At 51.7% G+C, this 12974-nt stretch carries 13 protein-coding genes; 8 read left to right on the top strand and 5 right to left on the bottom strand.

The genetic code is table 11. The annotated features are described in order from the left end of the window. The first annotated feature begins 93 nt into the window (after positions 1–93). On the top strand, positions 94–1047 hold the full coding sequence (locus HBM92_RS16690; protein ID WP_000679972.1) for a LysR family transcriptional regulator: 954 nt from the start codon (positions 94–96) through the stop codon (positions 1045–1047). Positions 1048–1087: 40 nt separating this feature from the next. Here the strand turns inward: HBM92_RS16690 and pgl are convergent, their stop codons facing one another. Beyond that, positions 1088–2083, bottom strand: coding sequence for a 6-phosphogluconolactonase (pgl, locus tag HBM92_RS16695; protein WP_000815434.1), 996 nt, complete (start codon positions 2081–2083; stop codon positions 1088–1090). 154 nt (positions 2084–2237) lie between these two features. Between pgl and ybhA the strand changes: the two genes are divergently transcribed. Next, entirely contained in the window at positions 2238–3056 is an 819-nt protein-coding gene (ybhA, locus tag HBM92_RS16700; protein ID WP_001313671.1) for a bifunctional pyridoxal phosphate/fructose-1,6-bisphosphate phosphatase, read from the top strand. On the opposite strand, the gene modC is transcribed toward ybhA, so the two are convergent. The 4 genes from modC to acrZ all read right to left on the bottom strand — a co-directional run bounded on the left by modC (position 3057) and on the right by acrZ (position 5896). Continuing rightward, the gene (modC, locus tag HBM92_RS16705; RefSeq protein WP_000891665.1) at positions 3057–4115 is read right to left on the bottom strand and encodes a molybdenum ABC transporter ATP-binding protein ModC; all 1059 of its coding nucleotides are present in this window, start codon (positions 4113–4115) and stop codon (positions 3057–3059) included. It abuts the gene before it with no gap. Positions 4116–4117: 2 nt separating this feature from the next. Continuing rightward, positions 4118–4807, bottom strand: coding sequence for a molybdate ABC transporter permease subunit (gene modB / locus HBM92_RS16710; RefSeq protein ID WP_000604037.1), 690 nt, complete (start codon positions 4805–4807; stop codon positions 4118–4120). Next, entirely contained in the window at positions 4807–5580 is a 774-nt protein-coding gene (gene modA / locus HBM92_RS16715; RefSeq protein WP_000113014.1) for a molybdate ABC transporter substrate-binding protein, read from the bottom strand. The genes modB and modA overlap by 1 nt, the downstream gene beginning before the upstream one ends. A 166-nt stretch (positions 5581–5746) precedes the next feature. After that, positions 5747–5896 carry a multidrug efflux pump accessory protein AcrZ gene (gene acrZ / locus HBM92_RS16720; RefSeq protein WP_000891515.1) on the bottom strand — a complete coding sequence of 50 codons (150 nt, stop codon included), beginning with the start codon at positions 5894–5896 and terminating at the stop codon, positions 5747–5749. A gap of 128 nt (positions 5897–6024) precedes the next feature. Between acrZ and modE the strand changes: the two genes are divergently transcribed. The 6 genes from modE to galM all read left to right on the top strand — a co-directional run bounded on the left by modE (position 6025) and on the right by galM (position 12873). Next, positions 6025–6813 carry a molybdenum-dependent transcriptional regulator gene (gene modE / locus HBM92_RS16725; RefSeq protein ID WP_001147445.1) on the top strand — a complete coding sequence of 263 codons (789 nt, stop codon included), beginning with the start codon at positions 6025–6027 and terminating at the stop codon, positions 6811–6813. Positions 6814–6880: 67 nt separating this feature from the next. Then, on the top strand, positions 6881–8353 hold the full coding sequence (gene modF / locus HBM92_RS16730) for a molybdate ABC transporter ATP-binding protein ModF (protein ID WP_000096851.1): 1473 nt from the start codon (positions 6881–6883) through the stop codon (positions 8351–8353). A 261-nt stretch (positions 8354–8614) separates the two neighbouring features. After that, positions 8615–9631: a UDP-glucose 4-epimerase GalE gene (galE, locus tag HBM92_RS16735; RefSeq protein WP_001265443.1), complete on the top strand. Its 1017-nt coding sequence runs from the start codon at positions 8615–8617 to the stop codon at positions 9629–9631. A 9-nt stretch (positions 9632–9640) separates the two neighbouring features. Further along, entirely contained in the window at positions 9641–10687 is a 1047-nt protein-coding gene (gene galT / locus HBM92_RS16740) for a galactose-1-phosphate uridylyltransferase (RefSeq protein WP_000191503.1), read from the top strand. Positions 10688–10690: 3 nt separating this feature from the next. Next, entirely contained in the window at positions 10691–11839 is a 1149-nt protein-coding gene (gene galK, locus HBM92_RS16745; protein WP_000053414.1) for a galactokinase, read from the top strand. Beyond that, positions 11833–12873: a galactose-1-epimerase gene (gene galM / locus HBM92_RS16750; protein ID WP_000931396.1), complete on the top strand. Its 1041-nt coding sequence runs from the start codon at positions 11833–11835 to the stop codon at positions 12871–12873. The genes galK and galM overlap by 7 nt, the downstream gene beginning before the upstream one ends. Positions 12874–12974: the final 101 nt, after the last annotated feature.

Genomic DNA, 12974 nt, shown 5'->3' on the forward strand with positions numbered 1-12974 from the left:
AACATTTTTTCATTAATTTAAGTTGGCTAAATGCAGTTAAAATTTTTAACTGCCAGTCACCCAAAATCGTCGCTTCCATTTTCCGGAGTAATAATGAAGCATGAATTATCAAGTATGAAGGCATTTGTCATACTGGCAGAGTCCAGTTCATTTAACAATGCTGCTAAATTACTCAATATTACGCAACCTGCATTAACGCGAAGAATAAAAAAAATGGAGGAAGATTTACACATTCAACTATTTGAGCGTACAACTCGCAAGGTTACGTTAACAAAAGCAGGAAAAAGGTTGCTCCCGGAGGCGCGGGAATTAATAAAAAAATTCGATGAAACGCTTTTTAATATTCGTGATATGAATGCTTATCATCGTGGTATGGTGACGTTAGCGTGTATTCCGACCGCAGTATTTTATTTTTTACCGCTGGCAATCGGTAAATTTAATGAGCTGTATCCCAATATTAAAGTGCGGATTCTGGAACAAGGCACGAATAATTGCATGGAATCGGTGCTGTGTAACGAATCAGACTTTGGCATAAACATGAACAACGTCACAAATTCATCCATTGATTTTACCCCACTGGTCAACGAGCCGTTCGTGCTGGCCTGTCGGCGTGACCATCCATTGGCCAAAAAGCAGCTTGTAGAATGGCAGGAGTTAGTGGGTTACAAAATGATTGGCGTACGCTCCTCCAGCGGCAACCGACTATTGATAGAACAACAGCTAGCCGACAAGCCCTGGAAGCTGGACTGGTTTTACGAAGTGCGTCATCTTTCGACGTCATTAGGGCTGGTGGAGGCGGGACTGGGGATTTCGGCGCTTCCTGGTCTGGCAATGCCCCATGCGCCCTATTCTTCGATTATTGGTATCCCACTGGTGGAACCCGTTATACGTCGGACATTGGGGATTATTCGCCGCAAAGATGCCGTGCTTTCTCCGGCAGCTGAACGCTTTTTTGCCTTGCTGATTAATTTGTGGACTGACGATAAAGACAATTTGTGGACCAATATCGTCGAACGCCAGAGACATGCGTTACAGGAGATAGGTTAATACACCGGCGCAGGAGAGACTGCGCCGGTTAAATCAGCGGTTAGTGCGCGTTGACCACTACCCACATTGGCCCCTGCCCAACCGCATAGCGGCCTTTTTCATGCAGTAGCCCCTCCTCGCCAACAATTTCGTATACCGAGATGTGGTGAGATTTTTGCCCGGCGGCAATCAGATACTTGCCGCTGTGATCAACATTGAAGCCGCGCGGCTGGGTTTCCGTTGGCTGGAAGCCTTCTTTACTCAACACGCTGCCATCTTCCGAAACGCTGAAAACGGTAATCAGACTGGCGGTACGGTCGCAAGCGTATAAATGACGACCATCCGGGGTGATATGAATATCAGCCGCCCAACGGGTGTCGGAGAAGTTTTCCGGCATCATATCCAGCGTCTGGACACATTCGATATTGCCGTGCGGATCTTTCAGTTCCCAGACATCCACTGAGCTGTTTAACTCATTGACGCAATACGCATATTGTTCGTTTGGATGGAATACCATATGGCGTGGGCCGGCCCCTTCAACGGTAGTCACTTCCGCAGGGTCCTGCGCTACCAGATGACCATCATCGCTGACCGTAAACAGGCAAATGCGATCCTGCTTTAATGCCGGAACCCACAACGTACGGTTGTCCGGTGAGATATTGGCGGAATGGCAACCGTCCAGCCCCTCGACCACATCGACGACGCCCACTGGCAGGCCATCTTCCAGACGCGTTACGCTCACGTTACCCGCATTGTAAGAACCGACAAAGACAAACTGCCCCTGGTGATCGGTGGAAATATGCGTCGGGCTACCCGGCAGCGCAGACTCTGCAGCAAAGGTCAGCGCGCCATCGTCCGGGGCGATACGATACGCCAGGACGCGAAACTCAGGGCGAACACCAACATAGAGATAGCGTTTGTCCGGGCTGACCACCATCGGCTGCACCTGCCCCGGCACATCGACAACCTGTGTCAGCGTCAGTGCGCCTTCATGATTCAGGTTCCAGACGTGAATTTGCTGGCTCTCAGGGCTGGCGATATAAACTGTTTGCTTCATGAATGCTCCTTTGCATTTAGCAACTGACTGTAACAGCTAAAATTAGTCGCTTTTGGCGGTGAATGCTGAATTAAAACGCAGAATTTTGTCCGATAGTGGTATCGGTGTACCATTCGCGCAGACGAAAATTCTTAACCTTAATCTGGAATACGCCATGACCACACGCGTGATTGCTCTCGACTTAGACGGCACCTTATTGACCCCGAAAAAGACCTTGCTTCCATCATCGATAGAAGCCCTGGCCCGCGCTCGCGAAGCAGGCTATCAATTAATCATCGTCACAGGTCGCCATCACGTCGCTATTCATCCTTTTTATCAGGCGCTGGCGCTGGATACACCTGCTATTTGCTGTAATGGCACCTATTTGTATGATTATCATGCAAAAACCGTGCTGGAAGCGGACCCAATGCCCGTTAATAAAGCCCTGCAACTCATTGAGATGCTGAATGAACACCACATTCACGGTCTGATGTATGTCGATGATGCAATGGTCTATGAGCACCCGACCGGGCATGTCATTCGCACGTCTAACTGGGCGCAAACCCTGCCGCCGGAACAGCGTCCGACTTTCACACAAGTCGCTTCTCTGGCTGAAACGGCGCAACAAGTTAACGCCGTATGGAAGTTCGCCCTGACGCACGATGACCTGCCGCAATTGCAGCATTTTGGTAAGCATGTCGAACATGAACTGGGACTGGAGTGTGAATGGTCCTGGCACGATCAGGTTGATATTGCACGCGGCGGCAACAGCAAAGGTAAACGTTTGACGAAATGGGTTGAGGCACAAGGCTGGTCGATGGAAAACGTCGTGGCGTTCGGCGATAACTTCAATGATATTAGTATGCTGGAAGCCGCTGGTACAGGCGTGGCGATGGGCAACGCCGATGACGCAGTAAAAGCGCGCGCCAACATTGTGATTGGTGATAACACCACCGACAGCATTGCCCAGTTCATTTATAGCTACCTGATTTAATCAGGCGGTTATCGACACACTTTTAATTTGCGCATACAGCCACAGGCCAGGTTTGATCGCCAGTTCATCCCTGGCCCACGGGCTGATACGCGCCCACAGCGTTTTACCGCCGACTTCCAGCTCCACTTCCACCTGGCCGTTGTCGTCATAACTATTAACAACTTTTGCCCGCAATACGTTACGAATGCTGGTTTGCTGCGGCGGTTGTAAAACCAGCGAGACATCGGAAGCCTGAATGCGGATGCGTAGCGCAGCTTGCAGCGGTTCTTCCAGCTTATTGACCCACAAATGCTGATCGCCCAGCGCCAGCGCGGTCATCGCGTAATGCGGATGATGCTCAAGTACTGTCACTTTCAGAATGCTACTTTGTTGCTCTTTCGGTAGCCACGGATTCATCACGCTACTACCCCAGACTTCTTCCAGCGCGCCAAAGGCTTTCACCTGACCGTTTTCCAGTACCATCACTCTGTCTGCCAGATGGAGGATCTCATCCAGCGAATGGCTGACATACAACATCGGAATGTTGATTTCCCGCGTCAGACGTTGCAGATAAGGCAACAGTTCGCGTTTACGCGGAATATCCAGTGACGCCAGCGGTTCATCCAGCAACAGCAATTCCGGTGCTGTCAGCAAAGCCCGACCAATCGCCACGCGCTGTTTTTCGCCTCCGGACAGGCTGCCTGGTAAACGATCAAGCAACGGTTCAATGCCTAAAAGCGCCACCAGCTTATCGAACTGATTGACCATGCTTTTCGCCATGCCGTAGCGCAAATTGCCACGCACTTTATAATGCGGAAACAGCCGCGCATCCTGAAACACATAGCCTACGCGACGCTTTTCTGGCGTCAGGCAGATACCTTTATCGGCGTCATTTAGTACCCGACCATTGAGGACAATCCGCCCTTTTTGCGGACGTGTCAGCCCACTGATGGCGTTAATCAGCGAGGTTTTTCCGGCACCAGAGACACCAAAAATAGCGGTGATGCCATTGGCGGGCAGCGTTTCATTAATCGTCAGGCAATGATTGCCCAACGTCTGGGAAAAATTCAGTTCCAGCATGATTAGCGCCCCGCCCGCTCACGGCTGATTCTGGCCAGCCATTCTGAAATCAACAGGGAGATCATCGCCAGCGCAATAGAAATAATACACAGTCTCGCCGCGCCACTTTCCCCGCCAGGGGTCTGGATCAGGGTATACATGGCAGAAGGAATGGTTCGCGTTTCACCAGGAATGTTAGAAACAAAGGTGATGGTTGCGCCAAATTCACCGAGCGAACGAGCGAATGCCAGCACCGTACCAACAATAATTCCCGGTAAGGTCAGCGGTAACGTGATAGTAAAGAAAACGCGCCAGCGCCCGGCCCCCAGTGTTCTTGCGGCCTGCTCCAGTTTGATATCAACACCTTCCAGCGCCAGACGAATCGCCCGCACCATCAGCGGAAAAGACATGACAGCGGCAGCGAGAACCGCACCACGCCAGCTAAACGCGAAAGAAAGACCAAACCAGTCATACAGACGTTCACCGATAAATCCGCGCCGTCCCATCGAAACTAATAATAGGTAACCGACGACCACGGGCGGTAACACCAGCGGTAGATGCAGTACGCTGTCGAGCAGAGCTTTGCCCGGAAACGTGCAACGTACCAGTAACCAGGCAAAAAAGATCCCAAACGGCAGGCTAAACAGCACAGCCAGGGAAGAAACTTTCAGGCTTAATAAAACTGCCTGCCATTCTGGATCGGTCAGTATCATTACTTGGTTGTAAATCCGTAACGTTTAAAGATTTCCGCAGCCTGCGGCCCCTTCAGATAATCGTAAAATGCTTTCACTGTCGCATTGTTATGCCCTTCCACAACAGCAACCGGATATTCCACTTTTTTATGTGAATCTTCCGGGAAGGTGGCAACCACTTTTACCCCTTTGCTGGCAACTGCGTCAGAACCGTAAACAATACCCAGCGGCGCTTCATTGCGTTCGACCAACGCCAGCGCGCCACGAACATCTTCCGCCGGAGCCAGTTTCGGGGAGAGCGTATCCCATGCGCCCAGTTTTTGCAGTGCTTCTTTCGCATAAATGCCAGCAGGGACATGTTCCGGATCACCAACCGCGAGGCGACCGCCATTCAGCAGCGAAGTCCAGTTGGTTTTGCTGTCGATGGTGAAATCTTTCTGCTCGCTGGCTTTCGGTGCTACAACGACCAGGCTATTGCCGAGCAGTGTCTGGCGCGAAGCCGTATCGATCGCTTTTTTATCAACCGCATAATCCATCCATTTCTGATCGGCAGAAATAAACAGATCCGCAGGCGCACCCGCTTCAATCTGACGGGCCAAAGTAGATGACGAAGCGAAAGAAGAAACTACATCCACGCCTTTCTCTTTTTTATACTGCGTAGCAATGTCCTGCATTGCGTTAGTCAGTGATGCGGCGGCGAACACCGTGATTTTCCCTTCATCTGCCAGTGCATTGCCAGCAACAGCGAAAGAGAGTGCCGCCCCGGTAAACAAGTTCAACCATTTACGAGCCATTGGTAACCCCTTAATCTAACGTTATGTAGGCGTCAATATAACGGCAAGTTCGGAATTTTCCCAGCAGTTATTGCTAACCTTTGTGAGGTAGATGAGAAAAAATATCGGCAGAAAAAGCAGGAAGTTGAGAAAAAGAAAATGCCCGACTAAGCGGGCATTCAGGGAATCAATGATTTTGTCCGGGCTGGTCTTTTTTACCAACACCAGAAAAGATGTTGAATACTTCACCAAGACCGTAAATCAGACCCAGGATGATGGCCATCACGACAGGTACCATGATTACGGCGAATACCAGACTTTTTAATAACTCTAACATGGTCAACTCCAGATATAGTCATGAGACTATTCTAACCGCTAAGCACAGAAAAGCACTCCCCTTTTGTGCGGTCAGCTTTGCGTGGCGTTCGTTTTCCGTCACAATAAGACTTTTGCCAGGACATTGTTATGCAGGCCGAAATCCTTCTCACCCTTAAGCTCCAACAAAAATTATTCGCCGACCCGCGCCGCATTTCGCTACTAAAACACATTGCGCTTTCCGGTTCCATTAGCCAGGGAGCGAAAGATGCCGGTATCAGCTATAAAAGCGCCTGGGATGCCATTAACGAGATGAATCAGTTAAGTGAGCATATTCTGGTTGAGCGCGCAACAGGCGGTAAAGGTGGAGGCGGCGCAGTACTGACCCGCTATGGTCAGCGACTGATTCAACTCTATGACTTACTGGCGCAAATCCAGCAAAAAGCCTTTGATGTGTTAAGTGACGATGACGCCCTGCCGCTGAACAGCCTGCTGGCCGCGATCTCACGTTTTTCACTGCAAACCAGCGCCCGTAACCAGTGGTTCGGTACCATCACCGCCCGCGATCATGATGACGTTCAACAGCATGTTGATGTCTTACTGGCTGATGGAAAAACACGCCTGAAAGTCGCAGTTACCGCACAAAGCGGCGCGCGTCTGGGGCTGGATGAAGGCAAAGAAGTGTTGATATTGCTAAAAGCGCCGTGGGTAGGTATTACTCAGGACGATGCGGTCGCGCAAAACGCTGACAACCAATTACCAGGTATTATTAGTCATATTGAGCGCGGCGCAGAGCAGTGCGAAGTATTAATGGCGCTACCCGACGGGCAAACACTGTGCGCCACAGTGCCGGTAAATGAAGCGACTTCTCTTCAGCAAGGACAGAATGTCACGGCCTACTTTAATGCCGACAGCGTGATTATCGCCACGCTGTGCTAAGCGTGTTGACAATTTGTTATGAAACACGTATCCCTGTCAGTAATCGCTGCACAAAATGGGATATAAAATGTCATCGTTGCAAATTTTGCAAGGCACGTTTCGTCTTGGCAACACAAAAACGCTGCAATTGCCTCGGCTAACGTTAAACGCGGGTGATAGTTGGGCGTTTGTCGGTTCGAATGGAAGCGGGAAATCGGCGCTGGCCCGCGCGCTGTCGGGGGAACTTCCGCTTTTGAAAGGTGAACGGCAAAGCCAGTTTTCCCACATCACTCGTCTCTCCTTCGAGCAATTGCAAAAGCTCGTCAGCGACGAATGGCAGCGGAATAACACCGATATGCTCGGCCCTGGCGAAGATGACACCGGGCGTACCACGGCTGAGATCATTCAGGATGAAGTAAAGGATACTCCGCGTTGCATGCAACTGGCGCAGCAGTTCGGTATTACCGCCCTCCTCGACCGACGCTTTAAATACCTTTCCACTGGCGAGACGCGAAAAACCCTGCTGTGTCAGGCGCTGATGTCGGAGCCTGACTTGTTGATTCTTGATGAGCCGTTCGATGGCCTGGATGTTGCCTCACGTCAGCAGCTGGCTGAGCTACTCGCCTCGTTACATCAGTCCGGTATTACTCTGGTATTGGTGCTCAATCGCTTCGATGAGATCCCAGAATTTGTCCAGTTTGCTGGCGTGCTGGCGGATTGCACGTTAGCGGAAACTGGCGCTAAAGAAGAACTGCTCCAACAAGCACTCGTTGCGCAACTGGCGCATAGCGAACAGCTTGAAGGTGTGCAACTGCCGGAGCCGGATGAACCTTCAGCACGTCACGCCTTACCCGCCAACGAACCGCGCATTGTGCTGAACAATGGCGTGGTTTCTTATAACGAACGCCCCATTCTTAATAACCTTAGCTGGCAGGTGAATCCAGGCGAACACTGGCAAATTGTCGGGCCAAATGGCGCGGGAAAATCGACGTTATTAAGCCTGATTACTGGCGATCATCCGCAAGGTTACAGCAACGATTTGACGCTTTTCGGACGACGTCGCGGCAGCGGCGAAACCATCTGGGATATCAAAAAGCATATCGGTTACGTCAGCAGTAGTTTGCATCTGGATTACCGGGTCAGCACTACTGTGCGTAATGTGATCCTTTCTGGCTATTTTGATTCGATTGGCATTTATCAGGCCGTTTCGGATCGCCAGCAAAAACTGGTGCAGCAGTGGCTGGATGTTCTCGGCATTGATAAACGCACGGCTGACGCTCCGTTCCATAGTCTTTCCTGGGGACAGCAGCGTCTGGCGCTGATCGTCCGCGCGCTGGTGAAACATCCGACGTTGCTTATTCTCGATGAACCACTACAGGGGCTTGATCCGCTCAATCGCCAGCTTATCCGCCGGTTTGTTGATGTGCTGATTAGCGAAGGTGAAACGCAATTGTTGTTTGTTTCGCACCACGCTGAAGATGCGCCTGCCTGTATTACCCATCGTCTTGAGTTCGTGCCGGACGGTGACTTTTATCGCTATGCGCTGACAAAAATAAACTGAGTCGGTAGTGCTGACCGTGCCGGAGGCGGCGTAAACGTGTTATCCGGCCAACGGTTTGACGCATGCAGGCATGAAACCGCGTCTTTTTTTCAGATAAAAAGCGCAATCATTCATAAACCCTCTGTTTTATAATCACTTAATCGCACATTAAAAACGGCTAAATTCTTGTGTAAACGATTCCACTAATTTATTCCATGTCACACTTTTCGCATCTTTGTTATGCTATGGTTATTTCATACCATAAGCCTAATGGAGCGAATTATGAGAGTTCTGGTTACCGGTGGTAGCGGTTACATTGGAAGTCATACCTGTGTGCAATTACTGCAAAACGGTCATGATGTCATCATTCTTGATAACCTCTGTAACAGTAAGCGCAGCGTACTGCCTGTTATCGAGCGTTTAGGCGGCAAACATCCAACGTTTGTTGAAGGCGATATTCGTAACGAAGCGTTGATGACCGAGATCCTGCACGATCACGCTATCGACACCGTGATCCACTTCGCCGGGCTGAAAGCCGTTGGCGAATCGGTACAAAAACCGCTGGAATATTACGACAACAATGTCAACGGCACCCTGCGCCTGATTAGCGCCATGCGCGCCGCTAACGTCAAAAACTTTATCTTTAGCTCCTCCGCCACCGTTTATGGCGATCAGCCCAAAATTCCATATGTTGAAAGCTTCCCGACCGGCACACCGCAAAGCCCTTACGGCAAAAGCAAGCTGATGGTGGAACAGATCCTCACCGATCTGCAAAAAGCCCAGCCGGACTGGAGCATTGCCCTGCTGCGCTACTTCAACCCAGTTGGCGCGCATCCGTCGGGCGATATGGGCGAAGATCCGCAAGGCATTCCGAATAACCTGATGCCATACATCGCCCAGGTTGCTGTAGGCCGTCGCGACTCGCTGGCGATTTTTGGTAACGATTATCCGACCGAAGACGGTACTGGCGTGCGCGATTACATCCACGTAATGGATCTGGCGGACGGTCACGTCGTGGCGATGGAAAAACTGGCGAACAAGCCAGGCGTACACATCTATAACCTCGGCGCTGGCGTAGGCAGCAGCGTGCTGGACGTGGTTAATGCCTTCAGCAAAGCCTGCGGCAAACCGGTTAATTATCATTTTGCACCGCGTCGCGAGGGCGACCTTCCGGCCTACTGGGCGGACGCCAGCAAAGCCGACCGTGAACTGAACTGGCGCGTAACGCGCACACTCGATGAAATGGCGCAGGACACCTGGCACTGGCAGTCACGCCATCCACAGGGATATCCCGATTAAGGAACGACCATGACGCAATTTAATCCCGTTGATCATCCACATCGCCGCTACAACCCGCTCACCGGGCAATGGATTCTGGTTTCACCGCACCGCGCTAAGCGCCCCTGGCAGGGGGCGCAGGAAACGCCAGCCAAACAGGTGTTACCTGCGCACGATCCAGATTGCTTCCTCTGCGCAGGTAATGTGCGGGTGACAGGCGATAAAAACCCCGATTACACCGGGACTTACGTTTTCACTAATGACTTTGCGGCCTTGATGTCTGACACGCCAGATGCGCCAGAAAGCAACGATCCGCTAATGCGTTGCCAGAGCGCGCGCGGTACCAGCCGGGTGATCTGCTTTTCACCGGATCACAGTAAAACGTTGCCAGAACTGAGCGTTGCGGCATTGACGGAAATCGTCAAAACCTGGCAGGAGCAAACCGCAGAGCTGGGGGAAACGTACCCATGGGTGCAGGTCTTTGAAAACAAAGGCGCGGCGATGGGCTGCTCTAACCCGCATCCGCACGGACAGATTTGGGCAAATAGCTTCCTGCCTAACGAAGCTGAGCGCGAAGACCGTCTGCAAAAAGAATATTTCGCCGAACAGAAATCGCCAATGCTGGTGGATTATGTTCAGCGCGAGCTGGCAGACGGTAGCCGTACCGTTGTCGAAACCGAACACTGGTTAGCCGTTGTACCTTACTGGGCTGCCTGGCCGTTCGAAACGCTACTGCTGCCCAAAGCCCACGTTTTGCGGATCACCGATTTGACCGACGCCCAGCGCAGCGATTTGGCACTGGCGTTGAAAAAGCTGACCAGTCGTTATGACAACCTCTTCCAGTGCTCCTTCCCCTACTCTATGGGCTGGCACGGCGCGCCATTTAATGGCGAAGAGAATCAACACTGGCAGCTGCACGCGCACTTTTATCCGCCTCTGTTGCGCTCCGCCACCGTACGTAAATTTATGGTTGGTTATGAAATGCTGGCAGAAACCCAGCGAGACCTGACCGCAGAACAGGCAGCAGAGCGTTTGCGCGCAGTCAGCGATATCCATTTTCGCGAATCCGGAGTGTAAGAAATGAGTCTGAAAGAAAAAACACAATCTCTGTTTGCCAACGCATTTGGCTACCCTGCCACTCACACCATTCAGGCGCCTGGCCGCGTGAATTTGATTGGTGAACACACCGACTACAACGACGGTTTCGTTCTGCCCTGCGCGATTGATTATCAAACCGTGATCAGCTGTGCGCCACGCGATGACCGTAAAGTTCGCGTAATGGCAGCCGATTATGAAAATCAGCTCGACGAGTTTTCCCTCGATGCGCCCATTGTCGCGCATGAAAACTATCAATGGGCTAACTACGTTCGTGGCGTGGTGAAACATCTGCAACTGCGTAACAACAGCTTCGGCGGTGTGGACATGGTGATCAGCGGCAATGTGCCGCAGGGTGCAGGGTTAAGTTCTTCCGCTTCACTGGAAGTCGCGGTCGGAACCGTATTGCAGCAGCTTTATCATCTGCCGCTGGACGGCGCACAAATCGCGCTTAATGGTCAGGAAGCAGAAAACCAGTTTGTAGGCTGTAACTGTGGAATCATGGATCAACTGATTTCCGCACTCGGCAAGAAAGATCATGCCTTGCTGATTGACTGCCGCTCACTGGGGACCAAAGCAGTTTCCATGCCCAAAGGTGTGGCTGTCGTCATCATCAACAGTAACTTCAAACGTACCCTGGTTGGCAGCGAATACAACACCCGTCGTGAACAGTGCGAAACCGGTGCGCGTTTCTTCCAGCAGCCAGCCCTGCGCGATGTCACCATTGAAGAGTTCAACGCTGTTGCGCATGAACTGGACCCAATCGTGGCGAAACGCGTGCGTCATATCCTGACTGAAAACGCCCGCACCGTTGAAGCTGCCAGCGCACTGGAGCAAGGCGACCTGAAACGTATGGGCGAGTTGATGGCGGAGTCTCATGCCTCTATGCGCGATGATTTCGAAATCACCGTACCGCAAATTGACACTCTGGTAGAAATCGTCAAAGCTGTGATTGGCGACAAAGGTGGCGTACGCATGACCGGCGGCGGATTTGGTGGCTGTATCGTCGCGTTGTTCCCGGAAGAGCTGGTGCCTGCCGTACAGCAAGCTGTCGCTGAACAATATGAAGCAAAAACAGGTATTAAAGAGACTTTTTACGTTTGTAAACCATCACAAGGAGCAGGACAGTGCTGAACGAAACTCCCGCACTGGCACCCGATGGTCAGCCGTACCGACTGTTAACTTTGCGTAACAACGCAGGGATGGTAGTCACGCTGATGGACTGGGGTGCGACTTTACTTTCCGCCCGTATTCCGCTTTCCGATGGCAGCGTCCGCGAGGCGCTGCTTGGCTGCGCCAGCCCGGAATGCTATCAGGATCAGGCCGCATTTCTGGGGGCCTCTATTGGTCGTTATGCCAACCGCATCGCCAATAGCCGTTATACCTTTGACGGTGAAACCGTGACGCTTTCACCAAGTCAGGGCGTCAACCAATTGCATGGCGGCCCGGAAGGGTTCGACAAACGTCGCTGGCAGATTGTGAACCAGAACGATCGTCAGGTGCTGTTTGCCCTGAGTTCAGATGATGGCGATCAGGGTTTCCCGGGTAATCTCGGCGCGACGGTGCAATATCGTCTGACCGACGATAACCGTATCTCCATTACTTATCGCGCCACAGTTGATAAACCTTGCCCGGTGAATATGACTAATCACGTCTATTTCAATCTTGACGGCGAGCAATCTGACGTGCGCAATCACAAGTTGCAGATTCTGGCGGAAGAATATCTGCCGGTTGATGAAGGCGGCATTCCGCACGACGGCCTGAAATCTGTCGCCGGAACCTCTTTTGATTTCCGCAACGCCAAAATCATCGCCAGTGAGTTTCTTGCCGACGACGATCAGCGCAAAGTGAAAGGTTACGATCACGCGTTCTTGTTACAGGCCAAAGGCGATGGCAAGAAAGTGGCGGCGCATGTCTGGTCAGCAGATGAAAAATTGCAGCTGAAGGTCTACACCACCGCTCCGGCTCTGCAATTCTACTCCGGCAACTTCCTCGGCGGCACACCGTCGCGGGGAACCGAACCTTACGCCGACTGGCAAGGGCTGGCTCTGGAAAGCGAATTTCTGCCGGACAGCCCGAACCACCCTGAATGGCCGCAACCGGACTGCTTCCTGCGTCCTGGCGAAGAGTATTCCAGCCTGACGGAATATCAGTTTATTGCTCAGTAATGTTAAGCCCTCGTCATGAGGGCTTTATCTTCATATTGTTCAAATCACCAGCAAACACCGACATATTTGCAACTCAATATTCACAACAACCTTACACTGCG

The sequence above is a fragment of the Escherichia sp. E.sYA108 genome (assembly GCF_011754335.1).
GTDB lineage: Bacteria > Pseudomonadota > Gammaproteobacteria > Enterobacterales > Enterobacteriaceae > Escherichia > Escherichia coli.